Here is a 16,693-nt window from a genome sequence, read left to right on the forward strand (position 1 = left end):
CCTGTAGCCACATCGCGAACCAGATCATATTCCTGTGTGGCCAACTGACAGCAAGGGAACCGGGCTTACTTTTCCGTGTCTACCCATGCATGGACCACGGCCGAGCCGTGGAAGACTAGTCATAGACCAGGGAGTATTCATCATGAACAAGTCTATGTTGACCGGTGTGTTGATCGGCGCGGCAGTAGCAACTGCCGGCGGCGCCATCGCGGGCTATACCGCCTTTGCAGACAAAACACCTGACCAGGCTGAGGTTCTTGATGTTCGCGAGATCAAGGAAACCAAAAGCACCCCACGGGAAGTGTGTAACGACGTGGCCGTTACCCGCCAGAAACCGGTAAAGGATCAGCACCAGATTATTGGTTCGGTGGCCGGCGCAGTGATCGGGGGTGTATTGGGTAACCAGGTAGGTGGTGGTAGCGGCAAGGATATCGCCACCGTCGCAGGTGCCGCCGCTGGCGGGTATGCCGGTAACAAAACCCAGGAGCGCATGCAGGCCAACGACACCTACACCACTACCGAGCGTCGCTGTAACACTGTTTATGACAAACACGACGAAGTGGTTGGCTATCAGGTGAAGTATCAGATCGGCGAGAAAACTGGTTCAGTCCGCATGGATCATGATCCGGGCAGCAGTATCCCGCTGAAAGAAGGCGAGCTGGTGCTTAGCAGCAATCAGTAAACACTGCAGCCTGACTAGAGGGCATCCGCTTCGGCCGATGCCCTTTTTTGTGCTCCGCCCTTAGCCCCTGCTACTCGGACAGACTACTGCGACATAGCTCAAGCCAGCGCTCGATTCCGGCGCTGCGAAACTTCTGCCGGTGCAGGGCGAAATAGAAGCGTCGATGAAAGTTGCGTTGCGGTACCGGCAACGGTACCAGGCTGCCGCGCTTGAACGCGTCCACCAGGGTGATTTCCGACAGGCAGCCAATGCCCAGTCCGGCCTCCACTGCGCGCTTGATTGCTTCGGTGTGTTGCAGCTCCAGCTTGATGCGCAGGTCCGGCAGTAGCCCCTGCATCGCCCACTCAAAGTGCTGGCGGGTGCCTGATCCCTGCTCGCGCACAATCCACTGCGCTTCCAGCAACTCGGCGTCGCTCAACCAGGGCCGTCCGGCCCAGGGGTGGTCCGGCGCACAGAACACCATCAGCTCATCATCACGCCAGTGCAGCAAGTCGAGCTCCGGGTGGCGCGTCTCGCCTTCGATCAGGCCGATGTCCAACTCGAAGTTGGCGACCTTGCGTACGATGGTTTCGGTGTTGGCCACTTCCAGCTCCACCCGCGCACCATCCTGCTCGCCCATGTAGCGGGCCATGATCTCGACTGCCAGGTAATTGCCGATGCTCAAGGTGGCGCCCACCTTCAGGTGGCCGATGTCCTGATGCCGCGCCAGCGCCGTTTCCAGCCCTTTTGCCTGCTCCATCAAAGCCTGGGCGCGGGGCCGGATGCTTTGCCCCAGTTCGTTCAGCTGCAGGCGTTTACCGACGCGGTCGAACAACTGCACATCGAATTGGCTTTCCAGATCCTTGAGCGCACTGCTGGCGGCCGACTGCGACATCGCCAGGCTACTGGCCGCACGTGTCAGGTTCTCGTGATAGGCGGTGGCGAGAAAAACCTCGAGCTGCCGCAGACTGTATTTCATAATCGATTTTTCCGAATACTCTAATAACAATTACCCGTTTATCCGATAGGTTAGCCAGGTATAGACTCCACGCCAAGAAATCATTCATGCCGGGAGGCGACATGGCAGGCTTCAATACCGAAAGCGTACTCAGCGTTCATCACTGGACCGACAATCTGTTCAGCTTTAAGACGACTCGTGATCCGGGTTTTCGCTTCAAGAACGGCCATTTCATCATGATCGGCCTGGAAGTCGAGGGTCGCCCACTGATGCGCGCCTACAGCATCGCCAGCCCCAACCATGAAGAAACCCTCGAATTCTTCAGCATCAAGGTGCCAGACGGCCCGCTGACCTCTCGCCTGCAGAATATTCAGGCAGGTGATCAGATCATGATCAGTCGCAAGCCGACCGGCACCCTGGTACTGGACCACCTGATTCCCGGGCGCAACCTGTACCTGCTGAGCACTGGCACTGGCCTGGCGCCCTTTATCAGCATCATTCAGGATCCGGAAACCTACGAGCAATACGACAAGGTCATCGTCACCCACGGCTGCCGGCATGTACGCGAGCTGGCCTACGAAGAGTTGATTACCGAGGACTTGCCCAATCACGAGTACTTGGGTGAGCTGGTGCGTGACAAGCTGATCTATTACCCCACGGTCACTCGTGAGCCCTTCCGCAACGAAGGTCGCCTGACCGATCTGATGACCAGCGGCAAGCTGTTCGAAGATATTGGGTTGCCCAAGTTCGACCTGGAACAGGATCGTTTCATGCTCTGCGGCAGCCCGAGCATGCTCAAGGACTGCTGCGAGATTCTTGACGCCCAAGGCTTCAAGGAAGCCCGCCACGGCGATCAGGGGCACTATGTTATCGAGCGTGCCTTCGTCGAGAAGTAATCAGGGAAGCGGTACAAACTAGAAAGGCCCGGAGCGTCCTGCGCACCGGGCCTTTCTTGTTTGTACCATCTGGGCCGTATTGGCCCCGCTAGACCTTGTTGCCGCGCGGCCCCGCGAAGAACCAGATGATCAGGCCCAGCAGCGGCAGCAGTACCACCAGCAATACCCAGAGCAGCTTGGCACCCATGCTGGCATTGCTTTGCAAAATGTTGATCACAGCCCAAATGTCGCCGATCAGAATCAGCAGACCCAGAATCCCCCCACCGGTACCAAAGTTCATCGCACTCTCCCTTTTCTTGTCAGACAAAATACCGAGCTGCTTTCACTATAGCCGCCCCAGGGCGCGGGCCCGGCGCTCAGATATCCAGTAATTGCAACTCGCCTAACTTCGACCCTGGCACCGGCGTATCGTTCAGCGCCTGCTCATCGCCCACCAGATTCAGCCAGTGACAAGCGCTGCCGGCAGCGGGTACCAGTGCCCACTCATGGCCAGACGGAATCCATACCAGATCGCCGTGGCGTACCGCCAGCACCAACGCTTGATCAGCATGGCCAAGGCACAGGCGCGCCTGCCCGGCGCTTAACAGCAGCCATTGGCCGGCTGAGCGCTGCACGGCCCCAGCGTCCAGCCGGCTGGGCACTTCGGCATAGCCCGGCTCGCCTTTCTGTTCTGCCGCCGTTGCACAGCGTGGCACTGGCAAGCCGCTATCGGCGATGCGCTGCGCGGCAGCCGCTTGCAGCTGCGCGCGATCCTCAGGCAGCCCGGTGGGCAATTGCAGCAACCGCACCTCACGCTCGATCAACACGGCAGTGATGTCTTCCAGATGGGTGAGAACACGAGCCGGACAAAGCCACTGCCCCGCCTCATACATCGCCAGAATGCTCATGGTCTGCTCCTCATGCACGCTGCAAGCGCAGCGCGAGAATGATTGCGCCCAGTGCGGCAGCCAACGCGGCCAATGCGAAAGTCCAGGACGCTCCCAGGCTGTCCCAGGCGTAACCAGAGTAAAGTGCGCCCAAGGCGCCACCAACCCCGGCCAAGGTCGCATACAGCGCCTGGCCCTGACCCTGCAGCCGGGCGCTGAAACTGTGCTGCACAAAGTGCACCGCGGCCACGTGGAAGGCGCCAAAGGTGGCGGCGTGCAGGCACTGCGCAAAAAGGAGCGTGGGCAAGTCGCCAGCATAATTGCCCAGTAGAATCCAGCGCAGCGCTGCCAGGGCAAAACTGACCACCAGAATCAGCTTCAGGCTGCAACGCGCGAGCAGCGGACGCATCAGTAGAAACAGCAGTATCTCCGCCAGCACACCCAGCGCCCAAAGCAAGCCAATAAAGCCGCGGCTGTAACCCAGGCGTTCAAGATGAATGGTCAAAAAGGTGTAGTACGGCCCGTGCGATAGCTGCATCAGCGCCACACAGAGAAAAAACGCCATCACGCCGGGGCGGCGCAGCTGTTGCAGCAAGCCCTCGCCCAATACCTTGCTGCTGGGCGCCACCGGCGGTGCGGGAATCAGCAGGCTGCAAGCCACAATCGCGCACATGACCGTCAGCAGAACTCGAGGGTAGGCCTGCATACCGAAGCGCTCCAACACCTCACCCAGCAGCACCACGGTGAGAATGAAGCCGACCGAACCCCACAGACGCACCTGACTGTAGCGCGAAGCCTGCTCGCGCAGATGCGTCAGCGTAATGGCCTCGAATTGCGGCAGAATCGCGTGCCAGAAAAAGCTGTGCAGCGCCATTACCGCTGCCAGCCACCAATAGTCCTGGCGGTAGAAAATCGCGGCAAAGCACAACGCGGTAAAGAGCGCGCCGCAGCGCACGATCAACAAGCGTTGGCCCGTGGCGTCGCCAATCCAGCCCCACAGATTGGGCGCCAGGCAACGCATCAGCATGGGAATAGCGACCAGCTCGCCAATGCGTGCCGCCGAAAACCCCAAGGACTCGAAGTAGAGTGCGAGAAAAGGCGCGACCCCGCCCAACAGGGCAAAGTAGCTGAAGTAGAAACCGGAGAGGCGCCAGTAAGGCAGCGGCGCTGTGTGCGCCCCTGCCCCCGCGCCCGTTGAGCTCAAAGCTGGCCCAGTACCGGCGTGGTGACCGTGACGTCGGCGTTCTGCCCGCGGTGGCGCAGCAGATGGTCTATCAATACCAGCGCCATCATGGCCTCGGCGATAGGCGTGGCGCGGATGCCCACGCAGGGGTCGTGGCGCCCCTTGGTGATCACATCTACCGCGTTGCCGTGCACATCGATGGAGCGACCCGGCGTGGTTATGCTGGAAGTCGGCTTGAGCGCCAGGCTGGCGACAATCGGCTGGCCAGAAGAAATACCACCCAACACGCCACCCGCCTGATTGCTGACAAAGCCTTCCGGCGTCAGCTCATCGCGGTGCTCGGTACCGCGCTGCGCGACCGCGGCAAACCCGGCGCCCACCTCAACGCCCTTCACCGCATTGATGCCCATCAGCGCATAGGCCAGCTCGGCATCCAGACGATCAAAGATCGGCTCGCCCAGACCCGGCGGCACACCTTCGGCAACTACAGTGATTTTGGCCCCGACAGAATCCTGATCACGGCGCAGCTGATCCATGTAGGCTTCCAGCTCGGCGAGCTTGCCCGGGTCGGCGCTGAAAAAGGCGTTATCGTTCACGCCATCCCAGCTCTTGAACGGAATCTCGATGGGGCCCAACTGGCTCATGTAGCCCCGCACCTGAATGCCCTGGGTCGCCAGATACTTCTTGGCAATGGCACCGGCTGCCACGCGCATGGCGGTTTCCCGCGCCGAGGAACGCCCGCCGCCACGGTAATCGCGCACGCCGTACTTGTGGTGATAGGTGTAATCGGCATGGGCCGGGCGGAACAGGTCCTTGATCGCCGAATAATCCTTGGATTTCTGATCAGTATTGCGAATCAGCAGGCCGATCGGGCAACCGGTAGTGACACCTTCGAACACGCCGGAGAGGATCTCGACCTCGTCGGCCTCCTGACGCTGCGTGGTGTGACGGCTGGTGCCGGGTTTGCGGCGATCCAGATCACGCTGCAGGTCTTCGCTTGAGAGCGGCAAGCCTGGCGGGCAACCGTCCACGATGGCAACCAGTGCAGGGCCATGGCTTTCGCCGGCCGTGGTGACGGTGAACAGGGTTCCAAGGGTGTTTCCGGACATAAACTCAACCTGATGTAAGCGACGGCAGTGCCGCAGTATACCGTTCGCCCCGCATGGGTGACAGTCTGAAATCAACCCGCTAGGCTAGTGCGCTTCACCCTCGCGGAGCCAATATGCCGAGCTTTCTGGCGTCGTTATTGCCCGATCAGATTTCCCCACTGCTGGCTGCCGCGCTGATTCTCTGCTCGGCCGTCACCTCGATGATTACCGCCGCCCTTGGTGCCGGGGGCGGCGTGATGCTGCTGGCGATCATGGCGCTGAGCATGCCCACCGCCGCCATCATTCCGGTACACGGCATGGTACAACTGGGCTCCAACGCCAACCGTGCGCTGATGACCTGGCGGCACATCAACCTGCGGGTGATCGCCTGGTTTCTGCCCGGCGTGGTCTTGGGCGCCTGGCTGGCCAGCCGCCTGTTGGTGAACCTGCCCCTGGCGAGTATCCAGCTCAGTATTGCCCTGTTCATTCTCTTGCTGTGCTGGGGCCCCGCTATTCCCAAGGTTGCCACCGGGCGCGTGGGCACTCTGCTGGCCTCTACCCTCACAAGTTTTCTCAGCCTGTTTGTCGGCGCCACGGGCCCGCTGGTAGCCGCTTTTATCAAACAGCAGCAGAACAGCAAGCGGCTGCAGACGGTGGCTACCTTTGCCGCCGCCATGGCTCTGCAACACGCACCCAAGGCGCTCGCCTTTGGCGCCGCGGGCTTTGTGTTCCACGCCTGGCTGCCGCTGATTATCGGCATGATCGCCGCGGGTGCGCTGGGTACCTGGGCTGGCCTGCATATTCTGCAGCGGCTGAGTGATCGGCACTTCAGCCGGCTGTTCAACGTGATTCTGACCCTGCTCGCCATACGTCTGGCCTGGGAAGCCATCACCCATTGGTGAGCATGACTTTTGCTGACCATGGGGATACATTACAGAAACCCGCCGCAACGCCGATACAGGTTGAAGTAACCGCCGAACGCAGTACGCGCGCCCAGGACGAAGCATGAGCGAGATCGAGACCATCAGCCCGGAATCCAGCCAGGAGCAGACCGCTCTGCGTGATCCCTTTGCGCGCGCCAAGCCCTCAGACTTCTACTGGGTACAGCTCAAGCCGGTATTCAAAGCGCGCGTACTGGTGCATCAGGAAAAGCTCGCGCAGATCGCAGTAACCCAGGAAAAGGTCGGCAGCCTCGAGTTGCTGCGTCTGCAAGTACGCTTTGAGGGTGAGGCGCTACCGGAAAGCGGCAATTGCCTGGAAGTCATGGTCGATCACAAACGCCAACGTGTACGCTTTGGGCCGCTCAGCGGCGTTAGCATCCAGCCAGCCCAGCGTGGCCTGGGCACCTTCATGCTCGCGCAACTGATTCACTGGTGCCAGCGCTACTGCGGCGAGTATGCGGTCACGCCAATCAGCCTGCGCGCGGAGGATTTCAAAAGCGGCGACGCCCGCAACGCCTTTGAGAACGTGCTCAGCCGAGCCGGCTTTACCGTCACCACGCTGGATGAAGACACCCACAGCGGCGTAGCCCAAAGCAACCGCGTAAACGACCTCATCGGCAGTTGGAACACCGAACGAATCCAGCCCCTGCAGATCGGCAATCTGCTCGGCCAACTGCGCGAGCACGAAGCCCTCAACCTCAAGCAAACAGCCCAACTGAACAACCTGCAAAGCGTGATCGCCGGGTACAAGCGCTCCGACATGGGCAACCGCTTCGCCATTGGCTGCCTCATCGTGTTCAGTATTTTCCAGGCACTGATGCTGCTGTGGGTGGTACTGCGCTGAACGCTAGAGCCCTTCGGCGAACAGCGGCTGAAAATGGCGGCACTGCTCGGCACTGAGCACAAACACCCCGTGCCCGCCATGCTCGAACTTCACCCACTCAAAGTCGACCTCGGGCCACTCAGCCATCACATGCACCATGCTGTTACCCACCTCAATCACCAGCACACCGTCTTCACTGAGGTAGTCCGCCGCTTCTGCCAGCATGCGGCGCACCAGGTCCAGGCCGTCGTCGCCCGCAGCCAGGCCCATCTCGGGTTCGTGCCGGTATTCCTCCGGCAGACTGTCCATGTCCTCGGCGTCCACATAGGGCGGATTGCTGACGATCAGGTCGAACCGCTCGCCGGCCAAACCATCAAAGCCATCCGACCAGCGCGCTTCTACCCGCTCGGTTAGGCCGTGCATCTCAATATTGGCCTCGGCTACCGCCAGCGCATCGGCCGACAAATCAGCCAGCACCACTTCGGCTTCGTCAAAGGCGTAGGCACAGGCAATGCCAATACACCCACTGCCGGTACACAGGTCCAGAATGCGCAGCGGATCACGCTCCAACCAAGGCTCAAAGCGTGAGTCGATCAGCTCGGCAATCGGCGAGCGCGGCACCAGCACGCGGTCATCGACGATGAAGTCCAAGCCGGCAAAACGCGCGTGACCAGTCAGGTAGGCCGCCGGAATACGCAGGCGTATACGCTCTTGCAGCAGCGCCACAGCGGCGTCGCGCTCCTCTTCGGTGACCCGGCATTGCAGATAGGGTTCGGGCGTTTCCCACGGCAAGTAGAGCGCATGCAACACCAGCAGGCGGGACTCGTCCCAGGCGTTGTCGGTGCCGTGCCCGAAAAACAGCTCGGTCTGATGAAAACGGCTGACGCCCCAGCGGATCAAATCCTGCACGGTTTTCAATGCGGCGTATTCACTCATGATCTAAATCCTTGTTCTGTCAGGCGCCCATTCTACGCTGCCGCGTGCCAGCGACTACTGGTACACTGCGGTTTTTTAGCAGCTGATCACTGAAAATGTCTCAGGATAACGTCGAACCCGATGACGAAAACCTGTTCCGGCAGGCCATCAAGGGTGTCAAACCACTCAAGCAACAGCAAGCCGATACCGGTAAGCCCAAGGCCGATCGCGCCCGCATCGCGGCCAGTCGCGCCCGCGCGCTGACCGGTAACACCAGCATCGTGATAGACGGCCTTTCCGACCAGTTTGTGATTGATGTAGCCCCTGAAGAAGAACTCATGTGGGGCGCCAACGGCGTCCAGGCCAGCCAGCTGCGCAAACTCAAAAGCGCGCAAATCCCCTTTGATGGCTCAATCGATCTGCACGGCATGACGGTAGAACGTGCCCGCGAGTTGCTCTGGGCCTTTCTGGCCGAAGCGGTAAAGCAGGAAATTCGCTGCGTGCGCGTCACCCACGGCAAAGCGCAACGCAAGGACGGCCGCACGCCCATCCTGAAAAGCCACGTCAATACCTGGCTGCGACAACACGCCAGCGTACTGGCCTTCACCTCCTGCATCCCGCGCCATGGCGGCACGGGGTCTGTTTATGTGCTGCTCAAGCGGACTATGCTGGAGGGGCGGGAGGACTGAGGAGAGTGTTATTTCCTCGATGTCCTTAGCAGTCTTTTGGCCTATGCTCCGATTGGGAAGCTTGATGATAGGCACTACTGCCAAGTGTTAAACCGCAAACGCAAGGGCAGTACGTTTCAAAACTCAGCCAGTTATAACTATTGTATGGATAATTTCTGCCGTGTTTGGGTAAATTGAGGCCCACCCCCGACGGCCATCGGGGGCCTTCATGCAGCAGCTCGGTGTAGCGCCGGCTCCTCTTTTGAGAGACCGATAACAAGTGGGTAGCGCTGCATGACTCTCAAGCGATAACTCGAACAGTCATCGGGGCCTCGAGCCCGTATAGCAAGGCAGAGTCAGCTTATTATGAACACTCCAGAAAACCAAACCCTGATCAACATCGGTGTCGACGTCGGTAAAGCTAACCTCGATATCGCCCTTCATCCGTCCGGCCAATCTTTTACCATTCCGAACAGCACCACTCATATCCGAGAGCTTGTGAAGATACTCAAGGGCTACGCCATTGAGCGGATCGTTGTAGAAGCAACAGGCCGCTACGAACATGCATTGGTTCGAGCCATCAGTCAGGCTGGGCTGCCCATCATTGTGGTCAATCCGATCAGTGTGCGGCGCTATGCCCAAGCTATCGGTGTGTTGGCAAAAACGGACCGCATCGACGCTCAGGTCATTGCCAAATATGCTGCTACGCTGAAGCCAGAATTCAAGCCCATACCGGATAAAACATCTCAAAAAATCAAAGACCTATTGGCGAGGCGCAGCCAGCTCATGGAAATGTCCACCATGGAAAAAAACCGCCTGCAAATACTGCCAAAAACACTTCACAGCTCCATCAATAGTCTACTCAAAACGCTCCAGACCCAGATCAAAACCATCACCAAGCAGATCGAGCATGAAGTCGCCAAGGTTGATCATTGGCGAAGTAAAACAGACATCCTGACCAGCGTGCCAGGCGTTGGCAAAGTCATGGCGTTTACGCTACTGAGCGAGCTTCCTGAGTTAGGCAAGCTTAACCGGCGAGAGATCGCAGCCCTGGTTGGCGTGGCACCCATCAATCGCGATAGCGGCAGACTGACGGGCAAGCGTCGGATCCGTGGCGGTCGCCATAGAGTGCGAACAGTGATGTTCATGGCGATGATGTCAGCCATCCAATGCAACCCGGTATTCAAGCAGTTCTATGAACGCCTGAAAGCCCAAGGAAAGTTACCAAAAGTCGCCCTCATTGCCTGCATGCGAAAGATGATCGTGATGCTCAACACCATGGTTAAGAATCAAGAGCCGTGGCGTGAAAAAACAGCCTGATTTGGGACGTTGACACCACAGTCACTTGTTAGGGGACCGCTAGTGATGAACGCTAAAAGCTCCCCTACTGACCAATTAGTACCGTGGACGGTCGGATGACCAGCCGCATTTCTTGCATTCAAAGCTCACCCTGTATAACCACAAACCAACGAGAATCGACCGTCTATAGCAACGTGGGCATTTAAATGGAAATATTCTGGGGAAGACCAGAAAGTGGAGAACCACGAATAAAAGAAGAGCTACGAAAAACCCAACATCCGAAAACACGTCGCCAGACAAAAATAAATATTCAGCGATTGGCTCAGCCGAGATATATGAGACGGCATAAACAGTTGCGACAAATAAAAAAACCAAGCTCATCCAAGTGAAAACAACAAGCATGGAGTATGCTAACTTGGGCGCATCTGATAACAGGACTAGCCCGCTCCGCGTATCAGCACCACCAAAGAATACCCGACTAACCGCGAACCCAAAGAGCGCAGGAGCAAACCCGAATACTGCGGATAACATGCATATCCGCAATAATATTTTAACAGAAACCACTGACCCGCCGTCGGTCACCACGAAAACAATTGCCAAGGCGATGGTGACAGCCATCCACATTTGAAAAAAGAATTTAAAGTGCCGCATATTTCCTCAAGACTCGCCAAATAAACTTGGATAATAAGGTGAAACTTTACACTCGTCGGTATAGATTAACCTCACGCTACACTTAAGATTTGAAAAATAACTCATCGCACCCTCACCGTTAATCTTCTGCTCGACAAACCGGGATTGCTTCGCCAACTCAAGCCGCGCGTCTTCTATCGACGTGTTTGAGCCAGACAGAATACTGACGAACTCAGCCGACTGACCCACATTTATTTTTACCGATTCTTTAACCCAGAATTTGTAGTACTTCATGCGCAAGTATCATCCCTGATGGAGAACTGTGCAGCGCTGAGCGCCGCCAAACGGTGCAAGATAAGCTACCAGCCGCCGCTCGTCATGCGTTCGAGAGAAGAATCACCGTCAGCCCAAAAGTGATTTGAAAAAACATGACCATCAACACAAAACTCAAAATCAGGTAGTTCGGCACCGGGTTTTTCAGCAGATACCAGGCGATGCAGGTTTGCGCTATCGCTTGTATGGCCGCGATACCCAGAAAGTGCCGAAGCGCCCATAGACTCGCGATGATATCCGGCTTGGCCTCGACGAAAATTACAGCGAACGGGAACAGGCCAAGCAACAGAACTACCGAAAATAGCCCCTTCTTTCGCCAAAGGGCCAGGTCAGTAGCCAACATCTCCTGCGTTATCTTATTCATACCCGCGCCCCTATACCGCCTTTGCCGAAAAGATGAATCACGCCCTTGACCGCTGTGTACGCGCTTCACGCCCGGCTGTGATCACACCAGAAAAGATTGTCCCTCAGACAGGCGCTGGCAACGTGTAATAGCTCCAGCGCCGTACACCCTGCTTTGTCAGCCGCCCCTCTTTGTGGAGTTTTTTCAGCAAATAGGAGGCACGGCCATGGTTAACGCCAAGTAGCGTCTGCACTGCGGCATTGTCGATACGCCCCTGCGTGCGAATGCAGGCCAGAATCTGCTCTTCATCACTGTGATCTGCTCCCCCGCTTTCCGCCTCAGCAATGCCGCCTGAAGGCGGTCCCGCGGCGATCTGGTTTGATGTTGAATCGAGTGAAGCTGGCCTCGCGCCGCGTATATTCGCGTGGCCAGCGAGGCTCTCGGGCGCATCGAGAAAATGCAGGTGCCGAACCTCTATGGCGCCGCCGCGACTGGCGATGAGCGCGTACTCAATAATGTTTTTCAGCTCTCGCACGTTGCCTGGGTAATGGTAGCGGTTCAGCGCTGCCATGGCCTCAGGTGTTATGGTCGGCCGGTCGCGCCCCATCTGGCCGCCCAGGCGCACCAGATAGTGGTTCACCAGCAAGGCAATATCGCTGACCCGATTGCGCAAGGCAGGGACCAACAGCTGGTAACCCGCCAGGCGGAAGTACAGGTCCTGGCGAAACTCCTTTGCATTCACCCTACCGACAAGATCCGCGTTGGTAGCGGCCACAATGCGCACATCCACCTGCCGGCTACTTCTGCCGCCGACGGGTGTGACCACCCCGTCTTCCAGCACGCGTAGTAACTTGGCCTGCATGGCCAACGGCATATCGCTGATTTCATCTAGAAACAGAGTGCCCCCGTCAGCCTGCAGAAAGTAGCCATGCCGATCATGGGTGGCACCGGTGTAGGCGCCTTTGATATGACCAAAAAACTCAGCATCGGCAAGCTCCGAGGGAATCGCCGAGCAGTTCACGGCAACAAAGGGCTTCTGGCTGCGCGCACTGCCAAAATGCGTGGCCCGGGAGATCAGCTCCTTACCCGTGCCGCTTTCGCCCAGCACCAGCACATTGGTGCGCGGTGCCTGCTGCAAGGCGCGGACCTCGTTCAGCAGGTCGAGCGTCGCCTTGCTCTGGCCCACAAAGGCATCGATACCCCAATGTTCTGCCTCCTGCCGCGTTAACGCAGAGAGCTTTTCATCGGCCAGGTGCAAAGCGTCTTCCACCAGTTGTCGCCGTTGTATTTGTTCAAGCAGGTCACGGTTGAGCGCTTCGAGTTGCTGGTTCTTGAGCTGCAGCTCGTGCTGTTGACGGCGCAAGGTAAGGTGCACCTGAATCCTCGCCAGCACCTCTTCGCGTTGCAAGGGCTTGTTGAGGTAATCAACAGCACCTGCGGCAAAGCCTTGCATCTTGCTGTCGGTATCGGCGAGCGCACTCATGAAAATGACCCGCACCTGCGCTGTGATCGGGTTGTCTTGCAAACGCCGGCAGGTTTCAAAGCCGTCGATGCCCGGCATCATCACATCCAGCAGCACCAGTTCGGGCAGGTGAGAAACGGCCAACTCTAGCGCCTGCTCGCCATCGGTGGCCACGACCAGTTCCAGCCCGCTGTCGGCCAGATAATTAACCAGCACATCCAGATTACCTGGCTGGTCATCGACGATTAATACCACCGGGCTGGTCGGCACGGGCCACTCCTTTTGATCTGATTTGGCTGCGCCTCTCGTTTAACGTTACCGCAGCCAGGGGAACGTCAATATAAGTGACTATAAGCTTTATGCCTATACGCCTATAAGCAATCTTCTGAGAACAGTTGCTCATAGCAGCTAAGCCCATGAAACAGCGTAACTTTCCAACTTGGCGCGAATCTTGTAATAGCGATAGGATCCACCACGCTTTGCGTCATGCCATTAACTCGCGCGGCAGAACGCGAACGTCATACCAGCAAAGCGGTTACCAGGATCAGACATGAACATTCAACCCAATGCGAACCAGCAAACCCCTACGGTACTGATCGTCGACGATGTTCCGGCCAATCTTGACGTCTTGGTTGAGCATTTGCAGCGAGAGGCCGTACATCTGGTGGTCGCCCTTTCAGGAGAGGAGGGTTTGCGGCTGGCCAAAGAGATTGGCCCGGACCTGATCCTGCTTGATGTGATGATGCCCGGCATCGACGGTTTTGAAACCTGCCGGCGCTTGAAGGCCGATCAGGACACCAACGACATCCCCGTAGTGTTTCTCACCGCGCGGGAAGACGAGCTGGACACCGAAAAAGGTCTGCGACTGGGCGCGGTGGATTACATCAGCAAGCCCTTCTCCATGCCGATCCTGAAAGCGCGTCTGCGCAATCATCTGGCTCTCAAGCGCAAAAGCAATTTGCTGCTGCAGCTTGCCTGTACCGACGAGCTGACCCGCGTCGGTAATCGCCGCCACTTCAACAAGATGCTGCACAGCGAATGGGGGCGCGCCATGCGCAATCAAACGCCGCTGTCGCTGGTGATGCTCGATGTGGATTACTTCAAGCGCTTCAATGATCACTACGGCCATCCCGAGGGAGATCGATGTCTGGCCCAGATCGCAGGCGCCCTCGACAGCGTGCTGCATCGGCCATCTGATATGTTGGCCCGCTACGGCGGCGAGGAGTTTGTCGTGTTGCTGCCGGAAACCGAGCGCGATGGCGCAGCGGCTATCGCAGAGCAACTGCATGCCAGCGTATTCAATCTGGCACTGCCGCATCAAAGCGCGGGCACTGATGGGCGGGTGACTATCAGCCTCGGGGTCGCCACAGCGGTCCCAGCCGCCCCCAACACGCCCGAAGACTTGCTCGCATGGGCAGATAATGCACTCTATCAAGCCAAGGCCCAGGGTCGTAATCAGGTCTTTGTAGCTGCCGAGATGGATCAATAAGAACAACAACAATTGGCGAACCGATCGCCACAACCAGCAGAGCTCTGCACTCGAGGACCCGCTCCATGCCGTACCCCCTGAAAATAGCACTGACCTTGTTACTGCTCGCCCCGCTCTCCAGCCCGGCGGCCAACGAACCCGGTGATGGCAGTGAAATGGAAGACCTGCTGGCGCTGCTCGATCAGGAGACCGCGTTGGCAACGCAAAGCAAAATGAACACCGACTACGTGCCCGGCATGGTTACCGTGCTGCACGGTGAAGAATTGCGCTCCTACGGCGCCGGCACCGTTGCCGACGCATTGGACCAGGTGGCCGGGTTTTATATGTCCCTCAACAACGTCGGCGATCCGGTAGCGATTGTGCGCGGGGTTGGGGCCAACGTGAACGGCAGCAACCTGAAAGTCCTGGTGGACGGCGTCGCCGTGAACCGGGCCACGGACGCCTCCGCCGACTGGGTATTCCGTATCCCCATGACCCAGGTCGACCGGGTAGAGGTAATTCGTGGCCCCGGCTCTGCGCTGCATGGCGAGTTCGCCTTCTCTGGCGTGATCAACATCATTACCCGCCGCGATAATCTTGTCAGCGTGCGCGGCGGCAGCCACAACCTGAAACAAGGCGACATTCTTGCCACCCACAGCTTTGAGAGCGGCGCGCAGATCGCCATCAACGCCTCGCTGTGGGGCCGCGATGACAGCGATCGGATGACCAATCCAGACAACTTTCAACGCCCCGGTGTCGGCTATTCGCCAGGCAACATCTACGACGACGAACGGGGCGGCGTTCTGTTCCTTGATGGCAGTCACCAAGGCTACCGGCTGCAAGTCACCTACAGCGATGTGGAGCGCGGCGCCTGGTATGGCCGCAACGGAGCACTGCCCTATGAACTGGAGCCCCGCGAAGAAACCACCACCAGCCTGAACCTGTCTAAGACCTGGAGCATCAATGACGACCTGACGATGGATGCCAGTCTGGGATACCTGAAAACCGATCTCGAGTTCGCCACCTACCTGCCCATACCCAAGGGCGAAGATCCACCCGGACCACGGCCGCCGATTGCCAACAACGTTTTCAGGCGCGATGCCAACAAAGATGAAGCACAACGTGCAAAAGTGGTTCTGCACTGGGACGGCCTGGCCCAACATCAACTACTGCTGGGTCTGGATTACGCACACAGCAAGGTGACGGGATCCTCGATTAAAACCACACGCGAGGGCTTTGCACCGGTATACGGTACGCCTGATGAGGAGCTGGTGCTGGACGGCGCCGAACGTGGCATCACCAGCCTGACGCTGCAGGACCAGTGGACGCCCGTGGACAACCTTGAACTGACCCTCGGCGCGCGCTACGACGATTACGACGACTGGGGCAGTAGCGTCTCGCCCCGCGTCGCCGCCGTCTGGCGGGCCAGCGACCGGCATATTTTCAAAGCTCAATACGCCGAAGCCTTTCGCCCCCCTACCCTGGCCAATCAAAACCCAGGGCCCAATACCTACCCCCGATTTGAGTACGACTCACTGCAGGAGGAGCGGCTGAAATCCACGGAGTTAGCCTATATTTTCAACGGCAGCGGCTACAAGCTGCGCTCAACGGTCTTTCATACCGAAGTGCGCGACCTCATCGAATTCTATATACCGCCAGGCCGCCCGCCGGTGTTGCGCAACCGCGGCGATGTCACGACCCAGGGCGTGGAGCTGGAATGGGAGCAGCAAATCGGACGCGATTGGGAATGGCACGCCAACCTCTCCTACATCGATGCTGAAGACAAACGAGACGCCGACAGTCGCCTCATCGGCGCAGTTGATTGGCTGGCAAATCTCGGCGCCAGTTGGCGCGCAACGCCGCATACCCGGCACGCCCTTAGCGTGCGATATGTTGGCGACCAGGAAGGCTACGACCCACCGAGCGGCGGCGGCCGGTATCCGGAAACCTACGACAGCTACACCCTTGTCGACTATGCCCTCACCGTGAACCACCTGCTTGGAGCACCCAATCTGACCCTGCAAGCCAGCATCAACAACATTTTTGACCGGCAGTACGATGTGGTGTCCAACCCGCAGTTTTTTCCGGGTGGCCTGCCCCGCGGCGAGCGCACCGGCTGGGCGACACTGGAGTACCAATTCTGACGTGGACGCTGCCCT

General features: G+C 58.4%; 17 protein-coding genes. 8 read left to right on the top strand and 9 right to left on the bottom strand.

The features are described 5' to 3' along the window. The first annotated feature begins 142 nt into the window (after positions 1 to 142). Positions 143 to 682, top strand: a complete 540-nt coding sequence (locus BLU26_RS03605) for a glycine zipper 2TM domain-containing protein (RefSeq protein WP_092283934.1) — start codon at positions 143 to 145, stop codon at positions 680 to 682. 70 nt (positions 683 to 752) lie between these two features. On the opposite strand, the gene BLU26_RS03610 is transcribed toward BLU26_RS03605, so the two are convergent. After that, a complete protein-coding gene (locus tag BLU26_RS03610; protein ID WP_092283936.1) occupies positions 753 to 1,640 on the bottom strand; it encodes a LysR family transcriptional regulator in 888 nt (295 codons plus the stop codon). Between the two features lie 101 nt (positions 1,641 to 1,741). Between BLU26_RS03610 and BLU26_RS03615 the strand changes: the two genes are divergently transcribed. Next, on the top strand, positions 1,742 to 2,515 hold the full coding sequence (locus BLU26_RS03615) for a ferredoxin--NADP reductase (protein ID WP_092283938.1): 774 nt from the start codon (positions 1,742 to 1,744) through the stop codon (positions 2,513 to 2,515). An 88-nt stretch (positions 2,516 to 2,603) separates the two neighbouring features. On the opposite strand, the gene BLU26_RS03620 is transcribed toward BLU26_RS03615, so the two are convergent. The 4 genes from BLU26_RS03620 to aroC all read right to left on the bottom strand — a co-directional run bounded on the left by BLU26_RS03620 (position 2,604) and on the right by aroC (position 5,673). After that, complete coding sequence (locus tag BLU26_RS03620) at positions 2,604 to 2,795, bottom strand: PLDc N-terminal domain-containing protein (RefSeq protein WP_092283940.1); 192 nt, start codon at positions 2,793 to 2,795, stop codon at positions 2,604 to 2,606. A 76-nt stretch (positions 2,796 to 2,871) separates the two neighbouring features. Further along, the gene (locus BLU26_RS03625) at positions 2,872 to 3,402 is read right to left on the bottom strand and encodes a hypothetical protein (protein WP_092283942.1); all 531 of its coding nucleotides are present in this window, start codon (positions 3,400 to 3,402) and stop codon (positions 2,872 to 2,874) included. A gap of 10 nt (positions 3,403 to 3,412) precedes the next feature. Then, positions 3,413 to 4,585, bottom strand: coding sequence for an MFS transporter (locus BLU26_RS03630; RefSeq protein WP_092283944.1), 1,173 nt, complete (start codon positions 4,583 to 4,585; stop codon positions 3,413 to 3,415). Beyond that, entirely contained in the window at positions 4,582 to 5,673 is a 1,092-nt protein-coding gene (aroC, locus tag BLU26_RS03635; RefSeq protein ID WP_092283946.1) for a chorismate synthase, read from the bottom strand. The genes BLU26_RS03630 and aroC overlap by 4 nt, the downstream gene beginning before the upstream one ends. 113 nt (positions 5,674 to 5,786) lie before the next feature. Between aroC and BLU26_RS03640 the strand changes: the two genes are divergently transcribed. After that, entirely contained in the window at positions 5,787 to 6,554 is a 768-nt protein-coding gene (locus BLU26_RS03640; RefSeq protein ID WP_092283948.1) for a sulfite exporter TauE/SafE family protein, read from the top strand. 103 nt (positions 6,555 to 6,657) lie between these two features. Further along, complete coding sequence (locus tag BLU26_RS03645; RefSeq protein WP_092283950.1) at positions 6,658 to 7,437, top strand: hypothetical protein; 780 nt, start codon at positions 6,658 to 6,660, stop codon at positions 7,435 to 7,437. A gap of 3 nt (positions 7,438 to 7,440) precedes the next feature. Here BLU26_RS03645 and prmB read toward each other — a convergent pair whose 3' ends face one another. Further along, positions 7,441 to 8,352, bottom strand: a complete 912-nt coding sequence (gene prmB / locus BLU26_RS03650) for a 50S ribosomal protein L3 N(5)-glutamine methyltransferase (protein WP_092283952.1) — start codon at positions 8,350 to 8,352, stop codon at positions 7,441 to 7,443. A 95-nt stretch (positions 8,353 to 8,447) separates the two neighbouring features. Between prmB and BLU26_RS03655 the strand changes: the two genes are divergently transcribed. Both BLU26_RS03655 and BLU26_RS03660 read left to right on the top strand, forming a co-directional pair. Then, a complete protein-coding gene (locus BLU26_RS03655; protein ID WP_092283954.1) occupies positions 8,448 to 9,020 on the top strand; it encodes a Smr/MutS family protein in 573 nt (190 codons plus the stop codon). Between the two features lie 345 nt (positions 9,021 to 9,365). Next, positions 9,366 to 10,319: an IS110 family RNA-guided transposase gene (locus BLU26_RS03660; RefSeq protein WP_092283079.1), complete on the top strand. Its 954-nt coding sequence runs from the start codon at positions 9,366 to 9,368 to the stop codon at positions 10,317 to 10,319. A 636-nt stretch (positions 10,320 to 10,955) separates the two neighbouring features. On the opposite strand, the gene BLU26_RS03670 is transcribed toward BLU26_RS03660, so the two are convergent. The 3 genes from BLU26_RS03670 to BLU26_RS03680 form a co-directional block, all read right to left on the bottom strand. After that, positions 10,956 to 11,222, bottom strand: a complete 267-nt coding sequence (locus BLU26_RS03670; protein WP_092283958.1) for a hypothetical protein — start codon at positions 11,220 to 11,222, stop codon at positions 10,956 to 10,958. A gap of 82 nt (positions 11,223 to 11,304) precedes the next feature. Then, on the bottom strand, positions 11,305 to 11,625 hold the full coding sequence (locus BLU26_RS03675; RefSeq protein WP_092283960.1) for a hypothetical protein: 321 nt from the start codon (positions 11,623 to 11,625) through the stop codon (positions 11,305 to 11,307). A 103-nt stretch (positions 11,626 to 11,728) separates the two neighbouring features. Further along, positions 11,729 to 13,336, bottom strand: a complete 1,608-nt coding sequence (locus tag BLU26_RS03680) for a sigma-54-dependent transcriptional regulator (RefSeq protein ID WP_092283962.1) — start codon at positions 13,334 to 13,336, stop codon at positions 11,729 to 11,731. Positions 13,337 to 13,616: 280 nt separating this feature from the next. Between BLU26_RS03680 and BLU26_RS03685 the strand changes: the two genes are divergently transcribed. Next, on the top strand, positions 13,617 to 14,555 hold the full coding sequence (locus tag BLU26_RS03685) for a diguanylate cyclase domain-containing protein (RefSeq protein WP_092283964.1): 939 nt from the start codon (positions 13,617 to 13,619) through the stop codon (positions 14,553 to 14,555). Positions 14,556 to 14,620: 65 nt separating this feature from the next. Next, complete coding sequence (locus BLU26_RS18545) at positions 14,621 to 16,678, top strand: TonB-dependent receptor plug domain-containing protein (RefSeq protein ID WP_157719290.1); 2,058 nt, start codon at positions 14,621 to 14,623, stop codon at positions 16,676 to 16,678. Positions 16,679 to 16,693 lie beyond the last annotated feature (15 nt).

The organism is Halopseudomonas sabulinigri, assembly GCF_900105255.1.
Classification (GTDB): Bacteria; Pseudomonadota; Gammaproteobacteria; order Pseudomonadales; family Pseudomonadaceae; genus Halopseudomonas; species Halopseudomonas sabulinigri.

Coding starts and splice junctions, on each gene's coding strand:
- BLU26_RS03605 (WP_092283934.1), top strand. CDS start 143: ATGAACAAGTCTATGTTGACCGGTGTGTTGATCGGCGCGGCAGTAGCA.
- BLU26_RS03610 (WP_092283936.1), bottom strand. CDS start 1,640: ATGAAATACAGTCTGCGGCAGCTCGAGGTTTTTCTCGCCACCGCCTAT.
- BLU26_RS03615 (WP_092283938.1), top strand. CDS start 1,742: ATGGCAGGCTTCAATACCGAAAGCGTACTCAGCGTTCATCACTGGACC.
- BLU26_RS03620 (WP_092283940.1), bottom strand. CDS start 2,795: ATGAACTTTGGTACCGGTGGGGGGATTCTGGGTCTGCTGATTCTGATC.
- BLU26_RS03625 (WP_092283942.1), bottom strand. CDS start 3,402: ATGAGCATTCTGGCGATGTATGAGGCGGGGCAGTGGCTTTGTCCGGCT.
- aroC (WP_092283946.1), bottom strand. CDS start 5,673: ATGTCCGGAAACACCCTTGGAACCCTGTTCACCGTCACCACGGCCGGC.
- BLU26_RS03640 (WP_092283948.1), top strand. CDS start 5,787: ATGCCGAGCTTTCTGGCGTCGTTATTGCCCGATCAGATTTCCCCACTG.
- BLU26_RS03645 (WP_092283950.1), top strand. CDS start 6,658: ATGAGCGAGATCGAGACCATCAGCCCGGAATCCAGCCAGGAGCAGACC.
- prmB (WP_092283952.1), bottom strand. CDS start 8,352: ATGAGTGAATACGCCGCATTGAAAACCGTGCAGGATTTGATCCGCTGG.
- BLU26_RS03655 (WP_092283954.1), top strand. CDS start 8,448: ATGTCTCAGGATAACGTCGAACCCGATGACGAAAACCTGTTCCGGCAG.
- BLU26_RS03660 (WP_092283079.1), top strand. CDS start 9,366: ATGAACACTCCAGAAAACCAAACCCTGATCAACATCGGTGTCGACGTC.
- BLU26_RS03670 (WP_092283958.1), bottom strand. CDS start 11,222: ATGAAGTACTACAAATTCTGGGTTAAAGAATCGGTAAAAATAAATGTG.
- BLU26_RS03675 (WP_092283960.1), bottom strand. CDS start 11,625: ATGAATAAGATAACGCAGGAGATGTTGGCTACTGACCTGGCCCTTTGG.
- BLU26_RS03685 (WP_092283964.1), top strand. CDS start 13,617: ATGAACATTCAACCCAATGCGAACCAGCAAACCCCTACGGTACTGATC.
- BLU26_RS18545 (WP_157719290.1), top strand. CDS start 14,621: ATGCCGTACCCCCTGAAAATAGCACTGACCTTGTTACTGCTCGCCCCG.